General features: G+C 34.3%; 21 protein-coding genes and 1 tRNA gene. 3 read left to right on the forward strand and 19 right to left on the reverse strand.

Translation table 11 applies throughout. The features are described from left to right. Positions 1–6: 6 nt before the first annotated feature. The 4 genes from BUE10_RS21490 to ribA are packed head-to-tail and all read right to left on the reverse strand — an operon-like array spanning position 7 to position 2,909. Entirely contained in the window at positions 7–633 is a 627-nt protein-coding gene (locus BUE10_RS21490) for a methyltransferase family protein (RefSeq protein WP_073488888.1), read from the reverse strand. Beyond that, positions 630–1,604 carry a glycosyltransferase gene (locus BUE10_RS21495; RefSeq protein ID WP_073488890.1) on the reverse strand — a complete coding sequence of 325 codons (975 nt, stop codon included), beginning with the start codon at positions 1,602–1,604 and terminating at the stop codon, positions 630–632. Before BUE10_RS21495 ends, BUE10_RS21490 begins: the two co-directional genes overlap by 4 nt. After that, complete coding sequence (locus BUE10_RS21500; RefSeq protein WP_073488892.1) at positions 1,601–2,275, reverse strand: CDP-alcohol phosphatidyltransferase family protein; 675 nt, start codon at positions 2,273–2,275, stop codon at positions 1,601–1,603. The genes BUE10_RS21495 and BUE10_RS21500 overlap by 4 nt, the downstream gene beginning before the upstream one ends. A 31-nt stretch (positions 2,276–2,306) precedes the next feature. Beyond that, entirely contained in the window at positions 2,307–2,909 is a 603-nt protein-coding gene (ribA, locus tag BUE10_RS21505) for a GTP cyclohydrolase II (protein ID WP_073488894.1), read from the reverse strand. A gap of 134 nt (positions 2,910–3,043) precedes the next feature. Here ribA and BUE10_RS21510 point away from each other — a divergent pair, with 134 nt between their 5' ends. After that, positions 3,044–3,340 carry a PhzF family phenazine biosynthesis protein gene (locus BUE10_RS21510; RefSeq protein WP_073488896.1) on the forward strand — a complete coding sequence of 99 codons (297 nt, stop codon included), beginning with the start codon at positions 3,044–3,046 and terminating at the stop codon, positions 3,338–3,340. Positions 3,341–3,477: 137 nt separating this feature from the next. On the opposite strand, the gene BUE10_RS21515 is transcribed toward BUE10_RS21510, so the two are convergent. Continuing rightward, the gene (locus tag BUE10_RS21515; RefSeq protein ID WP_083598247.1) at positions 3,478–3,873 is read right to left on the reverse strand and encodes a winged helix-turn-helix transcriptional regulator; all 396 of its coding nucleotides are present in this window, start codon (positions 3,871–3,873) and stop codon (positions 3,478–3,480) included. Positions 3,874–3,975: 102 nt separating this feature from the next. Between BUE10_RS21515 and BUE10_RS21520 the strand changes: the two genes are divergently transcribed. Beyond that, positions 3,976–4,416, forward strand: coding sequence for a nuclear transport factor 2 family protein (locus BUE10_RS21520; protein WP_073488898.1), 441 nt, complete (start codon positions 3,976–3,978; stop codon positions 4,414–4,416). Between the two features lie 14 nt (positions 4,417–4,430). Further along, positions 4,431–4,793 carry a DoxX family protein gene (locus BUE10_RS21525; RefSeq protein ID WP_073488900.1) on the forward strand — a complete coding sequence of 121 codons (363 nt, stop codon included), beginning with the start codon at positions 4,431–4,433 and terminating at the stop codon, positions 4,791–4,793. 135 nt (positions 4,794–4,928) lie between these two features. Here BUE10_RS21525 and BUE10_RS21530 read toward each other — a convergent pair. From BUE10_RS21530 to BUE10_RS21595, 14 genes are all read right to left on the reverse strand, one after another. Then, a tRNA-Arg gene (locus tag BUE10_RS21530) sits at positions 4,929–5,002 on the reverse strand. Positions 5,003–5,083: 81 nt separating this feature from the next. Then, complete coding sequence (locus BUE10_RS21535; protein WP_073488902.1) at positions 5,084–5,533, reverse strand: GatB/YqeY domain-containing protein; 450 nt, start codon at positions 5,531–5,533, stop codon at positions 5,084–5,086. A 204-nt stretch (positions 5,534–5,737) separates the two neighbouring features. After that, entirely contained in the window at positions 5,738–7,720 is a 1,983-nt protein-coding gene (gene ftsZ / locus BUE10_RS21540; protein ID WP_073488904.1) for a cell division protein FtsZ, read from the reverse strand. 93 nt (positions 7,721–7,813) lie between these two features. After that, positions 7,814–9,220: a cell division protein FtsA gene (ftsA, locus tag BUE10_RS21545; RefSeq protein WP_053472098.1), complete on the reverse strand. Its 1,407-nt coding sequence runs from the start codon at positions 9,218–9,220 to the stop codon at positions 7,814–7,816. Positions 9,221–9,226: 6 nt separating this feature from the next. After that, positions 9,227–9,949, reverse strand: a complete 723-nt coding sequence (locus BUE10_RS21550) for a cell division protein FtsQ/DivIB (RefSeq protein WP_056204843.1) — start codon at positions 9,947–9,949, stop codon at positions 9,227–9,229. Next, positions 9,936–11,285 (reverse strand): UDP-N-acetylmuramate--L-alanine ligase, encoded by a 1,350-nt coding sequence (gene murC / locus BUE10_RS21555; protein ID WP_073488906.1) that lies wholly within the window; start codon positions 11,283–11,285, stop codon positions 9,936–9,938. The genes BUE10_RS21550 and murC overlap by 14 nt, the downstream gene beginning before the upstream one ends. Positions 11,286–11,414: 129 nt before the next feature. Continuing rightward, a complete protein-coding gene (murG, locus tag BUE10_RS21560) occupies positions 11,415–12,506 on the reverse strand; it encodes an undecaprenyldiphospho-muramoylpentapeptide beta-N-acetylglucosaminyltransferase (protein WP_073488908.1) in 1,092 nt (363 codons plus the stop codon). A 37-nt stretch (positions 12,507–12,543) separates the two neighbouring features. Beyond that, positions 12,544–13,863, reverse strand: coding sequence for an FtsW/RodA/SpoVE family cell cycle protein (locus tag BUE10_RS21565; protein WP_073488910.1), 1,320 nt, complete (start codon positions 13,861–13,863; stop codon positions 12,544–12,546). A 63-nt stretch (positions 13,864–13,926) separates the two neighbouring features. Next, positions 13,927–14,241, reverse strand: a complete 315-nt coding sequence (locus tag BUE10_RS21570) for a four helix bundle protein (protein ID WP_234984786.1) — start codon at positions 14,239–14,241, stop codon at positions 13,927–13,929. Positions 14,242–14,360: 119 nt separating this feature from the next. Next, positions 14,361–15,692, reverse strand: coding sequence for a UDP-N-acetylmuramoyl-L-alanine--D-glutamate ligase (gene murD, locus BUE10_RS21575; RefSeq protein WP_073488914.1), 1,332 nt, complete (start codon positions 15,690–15,692; stop codon positions 14,361–14,363). Beyond that, the gene (gene mraY, locus BUE10_RS21580) at positions 15,693–16,925 is read right to left on the reverse strand and encodes a phospho-N-acetylmuramoyl-pentapeptide-transferase (protein ID WP_073488916.1); all 1,233 of its coding nucleotides are present in this window, start codon (positions 16,923–16,925) and stop codon (positions 15,693–15,695) included. Between the two features lie 75 nt (positions 16,926–17,000). Next, positions 17,001–18,464, reverse strand: a complete 1,464-nt coding sequence (locus BUE10_RS21585) for a UDP-N-acetylmuramoyl-L-alanyl-D-glutamate--2,6-diaminopimelate ligase (protein WP_073488918.1) — start codon at positions 18,462–18,464, stop codon at positions 17,001–17,003. Next, positions 18,461–20,476: a penicillin-binding protein gene (locus BUE10_RS21590; protein WP_073488920.1), complete on the reverse strand. Its 2,016-nt coding sequence runs from the start codon at positions 20,474–20,476 to the stop codon at positions 18,461–18,463. The genes BUE10_RS21585 and BUE10_RS21590 overlap by 4 nt, the downstream gene beginning before the upstream one ends. After that, positions 20,467–20,814, reverse strand: coding sequence for an FtsL-like putative cell division protein (locus BUE10_RS21595; RefSeq protein ID WP_053472090.1), 348 nt, complete (start codon positions 20,812–20,814; stop codon positions 20,467–20,469). The genes BUE10_RS21590 and BUE10_RS21595 overlap by 10 nt, the downstream gene beginning before the upstream one ends. Positions 20,815–20,828 lie beyond the last annotated feature (14 nt).

The following is a 20,828-nucleotide window of genomic DNA, read 5'->3' on the forward strand; positions in this document are numbered from 1 at the left end:
TTCCATTTAAAATAATAAAAAGCGTTTCGTTCTAATAATATAATCCAAATATTCTTCCTTAAATAATTTCTTCAGAAATTCCTCTTCAATTTTCACTCTAAATCGCATATAAAAGAAATATAATATCAATCCTCCCCAAATTAAAAAACTTGGAAACAAAATGCCAAATCCGGTGAAAAACAAAAACATACCATCTAATCCCGGATTTCGGGAATAATTAAAAATGCCGCTTACATGCAGTTTAAAACTATTTTGTATTTGTTTATTTTCTTTTCGCATATATAACATAGAGCCAAATGTTATCAATCTGCCTGCAATTACACAAAGTGTACCGATAATAATCAGCCAATTATTCGTTTCAAAAACCAGCCATTTACTTTCATGAAGATTCGGAAAAAAATATAAAAAAGGCAGCAAAAAATAAACATTTATAAAAAAGAACGGCACTGCCAAAATCATAATTTTTTTCCACATAGGCCATTTATAGATTTTAGTAATATATTCACTTTCATCAACCTCATAATTATTGTTTTTTTTGAAAAAATTCTGTGTATTTGCTACACTTGGCACATGAAAAAATATCAACTCAATAAGTAAACTAAGATACCCAAACACAAATGCAAAAATTATCATAGCTCTTCTATTTTACTTAAAAACAATTCAAAGTTAGTCTCCCAGCTTTGCATATTTAATCCTTTTACAGATTGTATCAATTGTAAATACATGACCGGAGAATTTAGAACATCTTCTACAGCATTTGTCATTTCACTCACATCAAACGAATTCAAAATACCCTGAATACCAATAGATTGATATTTTTTAAAATTACCCGTGGGTGTAATTATACAAGGTAAATGTGCACAAAGTGCTTCCATAATTCCCATACCATAACTTTCATAATCCGAAAAATGCAGCATCAGATCATATTCTAAAAGCAATTCATTTATATGTTCGTGCGGTACAGCCTCATTAAAAGTAATACTCTCTAATTCAGAACGTTCAACTTCATTTACTAGCTCCAAAAAATAAGGTTTTGAGAGTATTTCTCCGAAACAATCCACCTTGAAATCTAAATATCTCAACTTTTTAACAAGCGCCAAAAGTTTAATATGCCCCTTGCCTTCAATATAATTAGCCAGATAAACTATTTTCTGCGGTTTCTCATTAAAGCAATTTTTCTTCTTCCAACCACTATCAATACCAGGTTCTATTAAATAGCATGTTTTGGCTGCAGGCTGTATGACATTGTTTATATAATCTAATGAAACCATTCCTGTAGCAAAAATCATAAACGTCTCACAAATCAACTTCTCAACCTTAATTAACCTATTATTATTAACGTGTAAACCATTTACAGACGGCCAAAGATGAATCAAAAAACAAATCTTAAAACCCTTCAACCTTGTTACATTCAGTTTTTCATCAATCAAAATACCATCAATTATATAGGACACATCATCTTTAAAATCATATCCATTAATATCTGGTACAACATCAACTGCTGCCCTGCGGCCTTTTGCTATTAAAAATTCAAAAAGCTTCGTATTGTAAACTGTTCCGCCGCTAATTTTTTCACAAATGCCAGATGTTAAAATAATAATCACGCACTTCTTTTTTTAAAAAAATGTAAAAATGAAATCAAAAATGAAAACAGAACGAGCCCATTACCAATCGCAACAATATATTTTCCAAATGAAAAATCCACATAAAAAAACAGCACCAGACTAACAAAATAACAACCTGCAAAAAAACGGGCATATTTCTGTTTTTCCTCTGCAAAAACCTTTCTATTCCATACTGTCGTAATAATTTTATAAAAATACCGCATACCTCCTGCAGCCAAAACCCATCGCATTTCTGGATGTTCTAATCCGATCAACAACGAAAACATCAAACAGAAAAAAGCATCAGCTTCCATATCAAGCATCCCTCCAAAATGCGTAATCTGATCAAGTCGTCTCGCCAAAAAGCCATCAACACCATCCAGCATTACAAAAGCAGTACCCAAAATAGCTATATTGAAACGATCATTCATGATAAATGGTGCCGTAAAAAGCAACATCAGCCGAAATAATGTCACCATATTAGGCATGCCGCCCCAGTATTTTTTTTCTGTAAATCCAGACCAGTTTTTAATCAGAAAGATCAAAAAAACAAAAGCGCCTGCAATAAGACAAAAACATACGGTTCCATTGACCATGTCAATAAACAACCCAATCAAAATAAAAACTGAGTGATAAAATAACCAATCGACCGTCAATTCTTTTCTTTTCATAAAATCAAATACATATACGCTCAAAGTGTCATTATTGAACAGGATCCAAATTCAGAAAATGCTTGAAAAAATCTTTTTTTGTACGCAGGTAACCCTCACTTTCTTTTGTTGACTCAATCTCAATGGGGATACAATCTGTCAATACCACACTGGAATCCTCGAAAGCCTTCATTTTTTCAGGATTATTTGTCAAAAGCACAATAGATTTTACATCCAAATCTTCCAAAATAGCTATAGCTTCATCAAAAGAGCGTCCGTCAGCTGACAATCCAAGTGCCAGATTAGCTTCTACTGTATCCTTACCTTCCTCCTGAAGTTTGTATGCTTTAAGCTTATTAATAATTCCAATATTACGTCCTTCCTGACGTAAATAAATCAAAATACCGCCATTGCTGCTAAAATAATCCATAGCAACATGCAGCTGTTTGCCACATTCACATTTCAAAGAATGAAAAATATCTCCAGTCAAACATTCCGAATGTAAACGAACTGCAACCGGTTTTTTAAAATCTGTCTTTTCATGCACTAAAACAATATGCGGCATCCAGTCATCTACATCCTCAGAATACGCCATAATCTTAAAAATTCCCCAGTCTGTAGGCAGCTGCGCCTCAACTTGATTCTTTAAAGCCATAAGCCAACAATTAATTTTTTATTTAAAATAAACCAAAGAGGTTTACATAACGAAAGTATATAACTTAATAAAACAATTTGCTTTGCTTTTACCCTACCTAAATTTTAAAAAAAATATTTTTGCAGAGTTAAAAATTGAAGATAGATGCTTTTACGGATCAGACGTTCGACGGCAATCAGGTCTGTATTTTTCCCTTCGAAGAGTGGTTAAGTGATGAAATACTATTGAAAACAGCAAATGAAAATGCCGTTGCCGAAAGGGTTTTCTTGGTTGACAAAGGTGAAAAAATACATTTACGCTGGTTTACACCAGAAATCAACAGGCAGTTGTATGACCATATAACTCTTGATTCAGGCGGTGTGATTGTGGCAGTGAAAAGTGATAACTGTAATCTTGTTTCAAGATTTTTCACCTCTCAGGCTTCTTTTTAGAGGATCCAGTAACAGGCTCGGTATACCAGCTCTTTAATTCCTTTTTAGACTGCAAGAATTAACTTTTATATTATGCGAACATTTTTGCAAAAAACCTGTAATTGCTACCTCACAGATTTCAATTATATATTATTTATTCAGTTTTTGGATTTATCCAATGAACTTTCCGTTTTAATTTTTTGGCGGTGCTGCATCCCCCATTTTGTCATCGCTTCTACTACTTCTTGTAACGTTTGACTATAAGGTAGTAATTCGTATTCAATTGTTACGGGATATCCAACAGCCACTTTCTTTATAATGAAACCATTAATCTCCAATTCTTTTAATTCACTTGAAAGAACTCTTGCAGAAATACCTTTAACTTGTCGTTGAATTTCGGTAAATCTTTTATTTCCCCTAGCCATTGAAATTATTATCATTAATTTCCATTTACCTCCTATTGCATATAGCGCGTCGGAAACAGCCATCAAAACTGCGTTGCATTCTTCAGTAAATGCTTTATTTTCAATTTGCTTTTTTTCTGAATCCATCATATATACAATTTTGTAAGCTACTAACCTTTAAGTAACAACTAATAAATTGTAAGCTAATATACTATAATTTTGCTCTAATAATTTAAAAAAAACATTAAAATCATGACATTAGAAATTTTAAAAATCAAAGAAGAATTGAGAACCTTAATCGATGCATACGCCTCTTTAGGTGATGAAAAAAAAATCTCTCAAGTAATGGATTTATTCACCCCAGATATGAACTATAACGTTTATATGAATAACGTATTAATATCATCTGTTTCTGGAAGAGAGAATATGGAAAAGGATTTCAATAAACATGCCTCAGAGGTAAAAACATATTTTACAATGAATGGACAGCATCAAGTAGAAATTGGAGATGCTACTGCAAAAGGAATTTCTTTCTCCCAATTAAAAATGATTAGAGAAAATGATGGAAAAGATATTCTCTCAGATTACAGTGTTAAATATGAAGATAAATACATTTTCAAAGATGGAAAATGGCTGATAAAAGAACGTATCGGTTATTTTTTAATTATTGAAACAAGAACTTTAACTAATTAATCGAAAAGACTTTTATGAAAGCAAAAAAGATTATCACTGTTTTATTAATATCATTAACCACATTTATGGTAGTAGTAAGTGGTCTTATGAAAGCTATTCACCTGCCTTGGTCGGTAGAAGGTTTAATTAAATTCAATTTACCAAATTCAGCAATATTTCTTGGTTTGATGGAAATGACTTTTGCGCTCTTATTTGTCTTTCCAAAGACAATGCGTATAGGTTTTATTCTCCTGTCTTGTTATTTTGCAGGGGCAATGGCAACAGAGTTATCCCATGATGGCTCAATATTCAATCCTGCAATCCCATTGGCATTGATTTGGATTACGGCTTATCTTCGAGATAATTCCATATTTTTAGGCTATGCGAAGTCTTTATAAAGTTTAATTTTGTAATTATAATCAAAAGATTAAATATTGCGATTGAGAATTTAAGAAATACTGTTTAAAATAAAATTAGTTGATCCATAAAAAAGCCTGCAAAATATAAACTTTGCAGGCTTTCATTTTTTATAGTGACCGCGGAGGGGTTCGAACCCCCAACCCTCAGAGCCGAAATCTGATATTCTATCCAGTTGAACTACGCGGTCAGTAGATTTATGATTTAAGAGTGTAGATTTTAGATTGCTGGTTGAAATCTAAAATCTACACTCTTAAATCTAAAATTATTTTTAAACCAAAAGTTTCTTTACAATTGCTGAGATTGTTTTTCCTTCAGCAGTTCCGCCTAATTGAGCAGAAGCTAATCCCATAACTTTACCCATTGAAGCAATTCCTGAAGCTCCAGTTTCAGCGATAATTTTTGCAATTACAGCTTCTACTTCTTCTTCACTTAACTGTGCTGGTAAAAATTTCTCGATTACTGCAACCTGAGCCAATTCTGGTTCAGCTAAATCAGGACGATTTTGTTCTGTAAAAATTCTTGCGCTTTCTTTACGAGTTTTAACTAATCTTTGAAGTAATTTAATTTCATCGTCTTCTGATAATTCTTCTTTCGATCCAGAAGCTGTTGAAGCTAATAATAATTCAGATTTAATTGCTCTTAAAGATTCTAATGCTACTGTATCTTTTGCTTTCATGGCAGTTTTAATCTCTTCCATGATTTGTGTTTGTAAACTCATCTTTTATTTTTTTATTTGAATAAGCTAGTGCTTATAAATTGATATCTGTATCGAAAGTGTTCTCGACTTCGCTTGAACTGACAACAAAATTAACTTTAAAAGTTAGGTAAAGAAGTCAAATTTCTAAATTCTGTGCGAAGATAAAAAAAATAACCCGAAAATTAAATCCAATTTTCGGGCTATCCTAATATTATGATTGTAAAATTAATCTACGTTGTCGTGCAAAAATGAATTGTTTGAACGCAATTGCAAATCGTTGTTACTATCTGTTCCAACCGAAATTCTCGAATTTGTATTGTTAGATTGAGAATTCGATAAATCGATTCCTAATCTTTTGTAAGCCGGCTCTTTTTCCAACTCATCGATTCTTGAAACGTTATTATGGAATTTATAATTAAATTCTTTTAGTTTCTTTCTTCTTTCTTCAGCTCTTAAACGAAGTGTTTCTTCAATTGTTAATTCCATTGGAGAAACTTCTGAAGTTGTTGTAAAATCAGGCTGACTTGCAAAATCAACTCTTGGTTTTAAAGTAATATTCAATTCCTCAGGAACTGTATCCTCGATCACTTTTTCAACTGGTTTAGAAGCTGTCAATTCGTTTTCAACTTCCATATATTCTTCTAACGAATATTTGATAATTCCGTTATCAGAAAGTTCTGTTACCGGAACAAATGAAACTGGATCGTTTACTTTAATATTACGAGTTTCGTTTGTTAACTCAAACATGATTTTATTTTCCTGCTCTGCAGCTGGCTCTCTTTTCACTTCTGGCTCAGATTTGAAAAGCGGTAAATCAAATGAAAAAGTAGTTTGTTCTTCTCTTTCAAAAGTTCTTTGCTGTTGTACAGGTTTTACTTCCTGAACAACTGCTGCCGGAGTTGAAATTTTAAAATCAATATCAGTAATTGGCGAAACGATTTCAAAAGTTACGTCAAGGTTTTTAATAAACTCAGACATTACTACCAATTCTTCCTGATTAATTGTTGGCGTTGTTACCGGCGCAACTGGAGTTTGAATTACGGGAGCAACCGTATCTTCCATTAACTCAAAAACTACTTTATCTTCTGTTTTTGCAGTTGGTGTCTCTGCATTTAAATCAAAAGAAGTAAGCGGTCTGTTTGTTAAATTATGAACACTTCTTTGCTCATCTTCTAACGTGTGAATGATCTTTTTAGGCTCCGTATTAACGATTTCGTTTTGTTGTTCAACATCAAAACCAGTCGCAATAATAGTTACAGCAATAGCTTCACCAAGAGTTTCGTCTTCACCAACTCCCATGATAATATTGGCATTGTAACCTGCTTCTGCCTGAATGTGATCGTTGATTTCTCCAATTTCGTCAAGCGTTATTTCGTTAGATCCAGAAACGATAAGCAACAATACGTTTTTGGCTCCTGTAATTTTATTGTCATTTAATAATGGAGAATCTAATGCAGATACGATAGCATCTTTTGCTCTGTTTTCTCCTTCTGCCACAGCAGATCCCATAATAGCCGTTCCGCTGTTTGCCAAAACTGTTTTAGCATCGCGTAAATCGATATTTTGAGTATAGTGGTGCGTAATTACTTCAGCAATACCTCTAGAGGCTGTTGCTAAAACTTCATCCGCTTTTGAGAATCCTGCTTTGAAACCAAGGTTTCCGTAAACTTCTCTTAATTTATTATTATTAATTACGATTAAAGAGTCAACTTGTTTACGTAATTTTTCGATTCCTAAAAGCGCTTGTTCCTGACGTACTTTCCCTTCAAATTGAAACGGAATTGTCACGATACCTACTGTAAGGATCTCTCTTTCTTTTGCTAATTGTGCGATAACTGGTGCAGCACCTGTTCCGGTTCCTCCACCCATACCTGCGGTAATAAATACCATTTTAGTACCACGGTCTAACATTTTTTCAATGTCAGCGATACTTTCAATAGCAGACTGCTGTCCTACATCAGGATTTGCTCCTGCTCCTAAACCTTCTGTTAAATTCATACCTAACTGAATTTTGTTAGGTACTGAACTATTTTGCAATGCTTGTGAATCGGTATTACAAACGATAAAATCTACACCTTTAATCCCTTGCTTAAACATGTGGTTAATCGCGTTACTACCACCTCCACCTACACCTATTACTTTGATTACATTTGATTGGTTTTTCGGTAAATCAAATGAAATACTTCCAAATTCTGAGTTGCTCATCATCTTTTTGGTTTTTTGAAATTCTTATTTAGTACATTTTTTACTTCTTGACTTGGGGCAAAAAGTAATCCTTTTCTCTTTTTATTCGGCTTATATTTACTCAGCGTTGTCTAAAAAATCTTTGATTTTATCGACATATCTATCAAAAAATGATCGTCTTATTTTTGTTTCTGTAGATTCTGCAGCAACCTTTGTCGTTTTCACTTCTCTTGGTTCTTCAAAAGTTTCTACTTGTTCAACGTAGTTTTCTTCAACTTCGTATCGCTGCACCGGCGGAGGAACATTTCTATAAACAACTTTTGGCTGTTCATTTACTACTTCCATTCTAATTGCGCTTTGTGTGCTGTTTTCAATGCTGTTCATTACTAATCCAACAGCGGTTGCAAATAACGGACTAGAAATTTCTTCGCTTGAGTTTCCTGCCAGATGCTCGTTTGGATATCCAATTCTGGTGTCCATTCCGGTAATATATTCAACTAATTGTTTAATATGTTTTAGCTGAGCTCCACCACCTGTAAGAACAATTCCTGCAATTAATTTTTTGCGGGGATCTTCGTGTCCGTAAGCTTTGATTTCTGCAAAAACCTGCTCTACAATTTCCACTACACGAGCGTGAATAATTTTAGATAAGTTTTTAAGCGAAATCTCTTTTGGCTCTCTACCTCTTAAACCAGGAATAGAAACAATTTCGTTGTCTTTATTTTCTCCCGGCCATGCTGAACCGAATTTTATTTTTAAAAGCTCTGCTTGTTTTTCGATGATCGAACAGCCTTCTTTAATATCATCTGTAATTACATTTCCTCCAAAAGGAATTACAGCAGTATGACGAATAATTCCGTCTTTAAAAATGGCTAAATCTGTTGTTCCACCACCAATATCGATAAGTGCAACTCCAGCTTCTTTTTCTTCTTGACTTAAAACTGCATCTGCCGAAGCTAATGGTTCTAATGTCAATCCTGATAATTCGATTCCTGAACTCTGAATACATCTTCCAACATTTCTGATTGAAGAAGCCTGCCCTACTACAACGTGAAAACTAGATTCTAATCTTCCGCCATACATCCCGATTGGTTCTTTTATTTCAGACTGTCCGTCGATTTTAAATTCCTGCGGCAGAACGTGAATAATTTCTTCTCCCGGTAACATCGCCAGTTTATTTACCTGATCGATTAAAAGCTGAATATCTTTTTCGCCAATTACTTCTTCCGGATTGTTACGGCTGATGTAATCTGTATGCTGAATACTTCTAATGTGTTGTCCGGCGATACCCACCACAACATCTTTTATTTTATAACCTGAATTATTTTCTGCTTCAAGTATTGCTTGCTGAATCGATTGAATAGTCTGCGTAATGTTGTTTACAACACCACGTGCAACACCTAAACTTTTGGATTTCCCAATACCCAAAATTTCCAGTTTGCCATATTCGTTCTTCTTGCCTATCATGGCAACTATTTTTGTCGTTCCAATATCTAGACCTACTGCAATGTTATCTTTTTCCATTTTCTATTATTTTGTGCAAACTACTTGTTCCGTAAACCTAAGGTCAATCTTGCTGTATTTATATAACGAACTATCTAAAACTGCTTTTTGAAAAAACGCTTTATAGTTTCTAAATTTTTTATCAACATTCATTGTACGACCAAAATCTATGAAGTAATCATAGTTTCGGTTAAACATTTTTAGGCTGCCATTAGGCATAATTTGTATCGCAATGATGTTTTTTTTCAAAAACGCATCGTCGTAAATTGTGCGAAATAAAGCAGCTAAATCTTCGTTATTTTTTTCATTTATTGCCCCTGAAACAAGAGGAACTCGCGCCGTAAAATTATCTGACAAGGGCATTTTATTTCCCTCATAGTCAATATAAAAAGAGCGATCACCATCATAAACTCGCGCTATTGGTGTCTTCTGTTTTACTACCGCTTTTAGAACACCGTCGATACTTACAAAAACATCTGACTTTTCAATCATGTCTTGTGTATCAAGGTTTTTTTCTATCTTATTCAAATCTACTTCATCTTTTCTAATACTTGAAGCGTCCCTTTTATTTTCTATCAACAATTTATTAACCGTTTCCGGTTTTACAAAAAGCGTATTTTCTCCTACAAAAACAACCATAGATTTCTTCAATTTTCTATCTCCGTTTCGGTGTTGAGCGAAAGAATATAAAAAAAGAACAAGCCCTAAAATGAGTACTAATCGAATATTTGTCCAATTAAATATTTTCATTTAGCATTTTTTTAATTGACGGTACCATTTCACCAATATCACCAGCTCCTATTGTTACAATTATCGGCGCATCACTGGCTTTAATCTGCGCTAATAAATCTTCTTTTGCAACAATTTTTTTGTTCGAATTGGTCATTTTTTCCAACAGCCACGGCGATGTAATCCCTTCCATCGGTAATTCGCGTGCCGGATAAATATCCATTAAAAACACTTCGTCAAACTGAGATAAGCTTTCGGCAAATCCATCAGCAAAATCTCTTGTTCTGCTGAACAAATGCGGCTGGAAAATCGCCAAAACTTTACGTTCCGGATATAACTCTCTAACAGCTTGATGAACAGCATTTATTTCTGTTGGATGATGTGCATAATCATCTATATAAACTAATTTTTCAGATTTAATCTGATACGAAAAACGTCTTCTGATTCCGTTAAACGAGGCAATAGCTTTTGCGATGGCATCGGTCGGGGTGCCATAAGTTTTTGCCATCGCAATAGCCATTAACCCATTCATAAGATTGTGTTTTCCTGGCAATCCAAAATGAAGGTCTTTTATAATTTCTGATGGCGTCTGCACATCAAAAACATAACTTCCGTCTTCAATTCGAACATTGTATGCTTTGTATACAGCATCTTCATTTATAGCACATTGAACTCCGTCAAGAGGCAATTCTTTGGTTATAAACAATTTGCTTTTATCTTCAACTTTAGAAGCAAACTCCACAAACGAAGCTTCAATAGCATCACTTGTTCCGTAAATATCCAAATGATCTGCATCCATTGAAGTCACGCAGGCAATATTTGGATGTAAATGCAGGAACGAACGATCAAATTCGTCGGCTTCTACAACAGTTACCGTTTTTCCGGTTCCAATTAAATTAGAATTATAATTCTCTACAATACCGCCCACAAATGCCGTAACATCTGCGCCGCTTTCGTATAAAATATGTCCTAAAATACTTGACGTTGTTGTTTTACCGTGCGTTCCGGCAACTGCGAAACTAAAAGTGTCTTTGGTGATAATCCCTAAAACCTCGGCACGCTTTTTAATTTCATAATTTCTTTCTATGAAATAATTCCATTCTGAATGTGTTTTTGGAACCGCAGGCGTAAAAATTACCAGCGTATTCTCTACATAATAATCAGACGGAATTAAACTAATATTGTCTTCAAAATGAATATCAATACCACTTTCAATTAATTCACTTGTCAGCATTGACGGTGTTTTATCGTAACCTGAAACTTGTTTCCCGATATATTTAAAATAGCGGGCCAAGGCACTCATTCCGATTCCTCCGATGCCAATAAAATAAACGTTTTGTATTTGATTTAAATTCATTTCTTATTTGCTTTTTTTTTGCTTTAAGCAATACGCTTTAAGCTTTAGGCCTTTCTAACTTTGCCTTTATTATTTGATTCTTTTTGCTTTAAGCAGCAAGTATAAAGCTTACAGCCTATTGCTTAAAGCTTATCGCTGGATTAACTTAACAATTTCAGCAGCAATATCTTGTGTTGCTTTTGGTTTTGCTAATCTTTTGATGTTTGCACTTAACTGTTTTTGTTTTCCGTCATCTTTCAGCAGCGCTTCAAAAACAATGCTAAACTCGCTGTCTAGTTCAGTTTCTTTCAACAAAATGGCACCTTTAGCTTCTACAATAGCCTGTGCGTTTTTTGTTTGATGATCTTCGGCTACATTTGGAGACGGAATAAAAATTACCGGTTTCCCCACAATGCATAATTCTGAAACTGATGAAGCTCCTGCTCTTGAAATAATTACATCTGCGGCAGCGTAAACAAAATCCATTCTTTCAATAAAATCAACTACTCTTACGTTTTGCTGATTGTGTTTTTTATAATCTTCAAAATATAATTTTCCGCACTGCCAGATGATTTGAACATCCTGCGAAAGAAAATTTTGCAATTCTTTTTCAATTAATTGATTCATTCTTCTTGCGCCTAAACTTCCGCCCAGAACCAGCAATGTTTTTTTATTTGGATCTAAACCATAAAAAGCAATTGCTTCATCGCGTTTATCATCAATATCAATTAAATCCTGACGAACCGGATTTCCTGTCAAAACGATTTTATCTTTTGGAAAAAATCGCTCTAAATTTTCATAGGCCACACAAATTGCATTTGCTTTTTTGCTTAACAGCTTATTTGTTATCCCTGGAAAAGAATTCTGCTCCTGAATTACAGTTGGAATTCCTGCCGATCCTGCCGCTTGCAATAAGGGTCCGCTGGCAAAACCTCCGGTTCCAATTACTACATTTGGTTTGAATTTTCTAATGATTCTTCTTGATTCCAATAAACTTGCTGCCAGTTTTAAAGGAAACAACATATTCTGCAAGGTTAATTTTCGTTGTAAACCAGCAATCCAAAGACCTTGTATTTCGTAACCAGCCTGAGGCACTTTCTGCATCTCCATTTTATCTTTGGCACCTACAAAAAGAAATTCTGCATCAGGAAATTGTAATTTTAATTCATTTGCAATCGCAATTGCAGGATAAATATGCCCTCCTGTTCCGCCTCCGCTTAATATGAATTTATACTTTGTCATATCTCGTAATAGTTATCGTTAAACTATTTATCCTTTATTATTTGTTTAAAACTGTATTCATCGGATTTTTTGAATTATCCTGAATGGAATACATGGCTTCTTCTTCGTAAATTTCTTCTCTTTCATCAACCGGCAGATCTTCTTCTGCCAATTCTTTATCTATCAATCGTTGAAGCGCTTCTTTTCTTCTTTCTTTTTCTTCTTGTTCTTCGGCAATTTCTTCGTCTTTCTTGGTTACACTAATGATGATTCCAAGTGAGAAACAAGTCATCCAGATGGAACTTCCTCCTGAACTTATCAGCGGAAGCGTCTGCCCTGTTACCGGCAGCAATTCTACTGCAACAGCCATATTAATCATGGCCTGAAATATCATCGGGAATCCGAGTCCAACGACGACTAGTTTTCCGAATAAGGTATTGGCTTTATGTGATGCAATCACAAATCGGAATAATAACAATAAATACAACACTAATATTGAAACTCCGCCTACTAAACCATATTCTTCTACTACAATGGCATAAATAAAATCGGAAGATGATTGTGGTAAAAAGTTCTTTTGAACACTTTTCCCTGGCCCTAATCCGCCTAATCTTCCAGATGCGATTGCAATTTTTGCTTTTTCAATTTGATAATCATCTTCGTCTGGTTTGTCTGTCGTAAAATTCATAATACGACTTTCCCATGTTGAAACCCTGCTGAAGAATCTTGACTCCGGAAATGCTTTTGCCACCAAAAGGAAAAAGGCTAACATCGCAATTCCTGAGCCAATGATAAAGGCAATGTATTTTAATGGATATTTACCAATAAACGTGAGCATCATTACCATGGCAAAAATCAACGCTGTAGTTGAAAAGTTGGCCGGTAATATCAATGCCAAAGTGATAAACACCGAAACCCAAAGCTGAATAAATGAGGTTTGAAACGGCTCATTTTCTTCTTTGGTTTTCGACAAATAACGGGCTACATAAATAAACAATACGCTTGCCGCTAATGTTGATGTTTGAAACGTAATTCCAATGAACGGCACCTGAATCCAACGACTTGCATTTGCTCCTGCAATTACAGTTCCTTTTAACAAGGTGTATAATAACAACAACCAAACCACCGGAAGCGCAATTTTTGAAATTGCTCTAAAATAATGATACGGCACTTTGTGAACCCAGTAAATAATAAGGAAACCTATACAAACGTGTGCCAAATGTTTTACCAGATAACCTAATGTATTTCCGGTTCCGTGACCGATATACGCCAGATTACTACTCGCACTAAAAACAGGCATAAACGAAAACAACGCCAATAGAGCCACGAATGACCATATTACCCTATCTCCTTTTAGTTTGTTTACCAATTGCTTCATTGTAGATTTCTGATTTTAGATTTTAGATTTTAGATTTTAGATTATTTTCTAAACCTTCGGTTTTTATTTATTTATTCTTCTGTTTACTGTTTTTAAACTGCTGACAAAAATTGCTGTTAGTTCATTTCCTTCTTTCCAAATTGTTTCTAATTCAGATTTTGCAATCCACATTTTTTCTTTTATAATTTCTAACCAAAATAAAGTCTCATCTGCTTCTTCTAAAACTATATTCATTTTAGCAACAAACTCCCTATCACTTCTGGCTCTGCATACTGCTCGATAATTAGCTCCAACAGATGTTCCACTTCTTACTATTTGATTAGTTATTGATCTAACCACATTTGTATTTGGCATTTTTTCAGCCAATTCAATTATCATTAAAGAGAACTTTTTTGTTCTCAACTTCATTTCATCCGTCGTCATAATCAAAAAGAACTTAAATGTTTTATAATCTATAATTTCAAAGTTCAGACCAATCTAAACTCTAAAATCTAAAATCATAAATTGTGTACTGCTTGTTTGAATTGTTTTCCACGATCTTCATAGTTTTCGAATAAATCGAAACTTGCACAGGCTGGAGACAATAAAACGGCATCGCCTTTTTCAGTTAATTTTTGAGCTGTTTTTACAGCGTCGTTCATATTGTTCACTTCAACCATAATATCAACAACATCACCAAAAGCATTAATAATTTTATGGTTATCAACTCCAAGACAGATAATGGCCTTTACTTTTTCACGAACCAATGGCATTAATTCGTTATAATCATTTCCTTTATCAACTCCTCCAACAATCCAAACAGTTGGAACATTCATGCTGTCTAAAGCAAAGAAAGTAGCGTTTACGTTTGTTGCTTTTGAATCGTTAATGTATTGTACATTCTGGATTTTTAACACTTTTTCTAAACGGTGTTCAACACCTTGAAAATTAGATAAACTTTCACGAATTGTTGCATTTCTAATTTGCATCAATTTTGCTACAGAGCTTGCTGCCATTGCGTTTTTCATATTATGTTTTCCTTCTAACGCAATGTATTCTGTTTCCATTGTAAACTCTTCTTGGTTGATCTTTATTTCCATTTTGTTGTTATTTATAGAAGCTCCTTCGTCAAAACTTTTAGTCAGAGAAAAAGGAATTAATTTTGCTTTTGTTTTGTTGTTTTTTAACCATTCTGCACTTGCCTCGTCGTCTGCATCATAAATGAGATAATCGTTTTCGGTTTGGTTCATCGTTATTCGGAACTTCGAATTGATATAATTTTGATATTTATATTCGTATCGGTCTAAATGATCCGGGCTAATATTTGTAACTATCGCTATATCAGGCCTATATTCTATTATTCCGTCTAATTGAAAACTGCTTAATTCAAGAACGTATGCGTCAAATTTATTTTCGGCTACCTGCCAGGCAAAACTCTTTCCTATATTTCCTCCTAAACCTACATTGAGTCCGGCCGATTTAAGCAAATGATACGTGAGCATTGTAGTGGTTGTTTTACCATTACTTCCGGTAATTCCAACTGTCATTGCTTCTGTGTAAGGAGCGGCAAATTCGATTTCTGAAATCACTTTAACCCCTTTTTCAATCAACTTTTTAACTATTGGAGATTTCTCTGGAATTCCCGGACTTTTCATCACTACATCAGCATTTAGAATCAAATCTTCGGTATGCTTCTCTTCTTCCCAGGCAATTTTATTAATGACAAGAACTTCTTTATAGCTTTCTTTTATCTTTCCAAAATCCGACACAAAAACATCGTATCCCTTCTTTTTACCTAGGATCGCGGTTCCAACACCGCTTTCTCCTCCGCCCAATACCACTAATCTCATCTATCTTAATTTTAATGTAACGATTGATAATATGGCTAACATTACGGCAACAATCCAGAAACGGGTCACAATTTTACTTTCGTGATATCCTTTTTTCTGATAATGATGATGTAACGGCGACATCAGGAAAATTCTTCGGCCTTCGCCAAAACGTTTTTTAGTATATTTAAAATAAGTCACCTGAATAATTACTGAAGCACTTTCGGCAAGGAAAATTCCACAGAATAAAACAATCAATATTTCTTTACGAACGGCAATGGCTAAAACCGCAATGATTCCTCCAATAGTCAAACTTCCTGTATCTCCCATAAATACGGACGCCGGAAATGAATTGTACCAAAGAAATCCAATTAAAGCTCCTACAAAGGCCGATATAAAGACGGTCATTTCCCCCGAATTGGGTATGTACATTATATTTAGATAGTTTGAGAAAATGATATTTCCTGAAACGAATGTAAATATTCCGAGTGCGAGTACCGAGACTGCGGAGGTTCCGGCCGCGAGACCATCGATTCCATCTGTTAAATTGGCTCCGTTTGAAACTGCTGTGATGATAAAAATTACAACTGGAATAAATACCAACCAAGCCCATTTTTCATATCCGTCTCCCATAAATGACAGCACTTCGGCATAATCAAATTCATTATTTTTCACGAAAGGAATTGTGGTTGCTGTCGATTTTTCTTCAACTGGCGCTGGTAAAACTACCGTTGTGCTTAAATTTGCTTTAAAAGCATCTGTACGACCTGTATCTGTTCTTACTGTCACGGCTGGATTAAAATATAAAACTGCTCCAACAATTATCCCAAGACCAACCTGACCAATTACTTTAAAAATTCCTTTTAATCCTTGTTTGTCTTTTTTGAATATTTTAATATAATCGTCAACAAAACCAATAGTTCCCATCCATAACGTAGTTACAATAAGCAATACGATATAAATGTTGTGCAGTCTTGCAAATAGAAAAACCGGAATTAATGTGGCAAAAATGATGATCAATCCCCCCATTGTTGGCGTACCAGCTTTCTCGTTTTGACCTGCTAAACCAAGTTCGCGAACTGTTTCTCCAACCTGTTGGCGACGCAAAAAGTTAATCACCCTTTTACCATAAATAGTTGACAAAAGCAATGAAAGCAAAAATGCTAAAGCCGATCTAAATGTGATATACTGGAATACTCCTGTTCCTGGTAAATCAAGTGTTTTGTCAAAATATTCAAATAAATAGTATAACATATTTTTCTATTTTTTAAATTCCAATTTTGAAACTCCAAATTCCAATTCTAGTGGTATTTGAACTTAAAAATTTTATTATTTATTTAGTTGGTCTAAAATTTCTTTTACAGTCTCCATATCGTCAAAATGGTGGCGAACACCATTTATTTCCTGATAGGTTTCATGCCCTTTTCCGGCAATCAGAATAATATCATTTGGCTGTGCCAATTGACAAGCGGTTTTAATGGCTTGTTTTCTATCTGTAATTCTCAATATCTTTTTATAATTATGAGCTTCTACACCTTGTTCCATTTCGTCTAAAATCACTTCCGGATCTTCGTTTCTTGGATTGTCTGATGTTAAAATTGCTTTATCACTAAGATCTGTAGCAATTTTTGCCATAATTGGTCTTTTTGTTTTATCTCTGTTTCCGCCGCAGCCTACAACTGTAATTAGTTGTTCGTTTTTGGTTCTTATATCATCAACCGTTTTTAGAACATTTTCTAAAGCATCTGGCGTATGTGCGTAATCTACAATTGCTGTTATTTTTGAATCGGTAACAATGTATTGAAAACGTCCTGAAACACTTTCTAGATCAGATAGTAAACGCAATGCTTCCAAGCTATCTATTCCTAACTCAACTGCAGTTCCGTAAATAGCCAGAACATTGTAAGCATTAAAAGTTCCAATTAGTTTTACCCAAACTTCATTGTCGTTTACTTTTAATAACAAACCAGACAATTGGCTTTCTAAAATTGTTGCTTTAAAATCAGCATACGATTTCAGGGCATATGTAAACTTTCTTGCAGTCGTATTTTGCAGCATTACAGTTCCGTTTTTATCATCGATGTTTGATAATGCGAAAGCTGTTTTTGGCAGAGAATCAAAAAATGATTTTTTTACATCTCTATATTCAGCAAAAGTGGCGTGATAATCTAAATGATCGTGCGAAAGGTTCGTGAAAATCCCGCCTACAAAATGCAAAGCTTCTGTACGTTTTTGATGGATTCCGTGTGAACTTACTTCCATAAAACAATGCGTTACCCCAGCTTCGATCATTTCATTTAAATAATGATTGATTGTAATTGAATCTGGTGTTGTATGCGTTGCAGGATATTCTGTATCATCAACCATGATTTTTACGGTTGATAATAAACCAACTTTAAATCCTGCTTTTTGAAACAATTGAAATAATAACGATGCAATTGTTGTTTTTCCGTTTGTTCCTGTTACACCTACTAATTTTAGTTTTGAAGATGGATCTCCAAAATAATTTGCCGCAATAAAAGCCAATGCTGTATTGGTATCTTTTACCTGAACATAGGTTACTTCTTTCTCAATATTTTGAGGAAGTGTGTCACAAATAATAGCTTTTGCACCTAACTGAACCGCTTTTTCGATATAGTCGTGCCCGTCAGATAATGAACCGCGAATGGCCACAAAAATATCATTTGACTCTACTTTACGTGAATCAAATTCAATTTTCTGGATACCAATTTCTGTTGAACCTGCTACAGATTCGATAGCCACTTTGTATAATATGTCTTTTAGTATTTTCACGATAATTCTAATACTATTGTTGTGTTTTTATTTATTGCTTGTCCCGCCTGAATAGATTGTTTTTTCACTTTTCCTACTCCTATTACTTTTACCTTAATTTTTACGTTAAGATTTTCAAGTAAAGCAACGGCATCCATTCCGGGCATTCCTTTTAAATTAGGAATTGCATTTGATTTTTTTCTTGATTCTACATCAAACTTATCATAGCTGCTTTCTTGTTTTGCAATTTTAGAATCCAGCTGTTTTATTTGATTTGTTGAAGGTGCATCTGTAAATATTTTTTGGGCAATTCTTTTAAAAACCGGCCCTGCAACATCTGCTCCGTAATAATTATTTTTTGATGTATTTGGTTTGTGAACTACCACAATACAAGAATATTTTGGATGATCTGCCGGAAAATATCCTACGAAAGATGATGCATAATACAATGCTGATTTTCCTTCTTTTCCTCCATAATTCATCTGAGCCGTTCCTGTTTTTCCTGCCATCGAAAAATCTTTTGAATACAACTTAGAAGCTGTTCCTTTTTTCACCACATTTAGTAATACGGCTTTTAATTTTTTTATTGTTTCAGGCGAACAAACTCTTGGGTTTATTACTTCAACATCAAACTTTTTAATCGTTTTGTTCCATTCTTTAATTTCAGATACAAATTGTGGTTTTACCATAACCCCATTATTGGCAACTGAATTGTAAAAAGCCAAAGTCTGCATTGGTGTTACCGAAACATTATATCCAAAAGCCATCCACGGAAGTGAAACTCCTGACCAATGTTTATCTCCAGGCTGCGGAATATAGGGTCTTCCTTCTCCTTTAAAATGCAATCCTAATGTCTTATTTAATCCGTATCCGTTAATATGATTCACAAACTTAGACGGATTACTTTTGTAATTTTCATAAACCGCCTGAACCATTACAGTATTTGACGAAAGTTCAAATCCGCGTGCTAAAGAAACTTTTCCGTAACCACCCGTGTGTGAATCACGTACAGATCTTCCGTAATATTTAACTACACCGCCATGACTATCATACACCGTACTTGTATCAGCAACTTTATCTTCTAAAATTGCCATTAAATCAACTAGTTTAAAAGTCGATCCCGGCTCCTGAGATTCTGCAATAGCATAATTTGTTGTTTCGTAATAAGATCCATCTTCTGCTCTTCCTAAATTCGAAATCGCCTTTACATGGCCTGTTTCTGTTTCCATAACTACCACGCAACCGTGATCTGCTTCGTAATCTTCTAGTTGTTTTAACAAAGCGTGATGTGCAATATCCTGAATGAAAACATCTATTGTCGAAATAACATCATAACCGTCAATTGGGTCTACTTCATTTAAATCACGAATGGGTTTCCACTGCCCTTTTGCGATTTTTTGTTTTAGGATTTTCCCGTCTTTTCCGTTCAAATAACTTTTAAATGCCCATTCAATTCCTTTTCCAACTTCAACTCCAGTTGCCGGATCAATACGGTCGTAACCAATTGTTCTTTCGGCAATTTTTCCTATCGGATGTTTTCTAACGGTTTCTTGTTCTACAATAATTCCGCCTTTAAAAGCCCCTAAATTGAATAATGGAAAACCTTTAATTTTTACATATTCGGTATAACTTAAATTGCGGGCAATTAAATAATATCGGTTTTTGTTTGCTCTCGCTTTTCTTAATTCTTTTTCATAATAACCTGATGGCCTATCTAGGATCGTTTCTAAAGAATCTGATAATGCTTTTACATGTTTTTCAAAAGTTTCAGTTTTTGGCGCTTTGGCATCAAAACGAATTTCATAATTCGGGATTGATGTTGCCAATAAACTTCCGTCAGCAGAATAAATATTTCCTTTGTTTGCCGGAATTACAAAATTTCTAACCGTACGCTGTTTTGCCAGTTTTCTATAATAATCTCCTTCAACCCATTGAATATTGGTTAATTTAACAACAATAGCAATTGCCATCAAAAAGATGAAAACTGCTACGAGGTAAATTCTGTAGGATATATGTTTATCGTCTACTGCCATATTCTTTTAAAGAAACTTTTTTCTTCTTCTTTTTTAACTTCTATTTTTGTTGGAGGAACTGTTGATGGATAAATTTGCTTTTCGAGCATTTTATCTGATATCGTCGATTCCATTTTTAACTTCATCAGTTCAGAGCGTCGATCTACAAATTCAGATCGCAATTCTTTTACTTCATTATTTAGTTTTGCGATTTCAAAAACCTTTTGTTCGTATCGCTGTGTATTTGCAATCATCAAAATAGCCAGCAGAATTATAAAAACTATGAACCGCCAGTTTTTTACTGCGTCATCGTTTATTAGAAACCTTGCTTTTAATATGCTGAATACTCCACCTTTCATTTTTTCTACCTATA

It is taken from the genome of Flavobacterium sp. CF108 (assembly GCF_900129795.1).
GTDB lineage: Bacteria > Bacteroidota > Bacteroidia > Flavobacteriales > Flavobacteriaceae > Flavobacterium.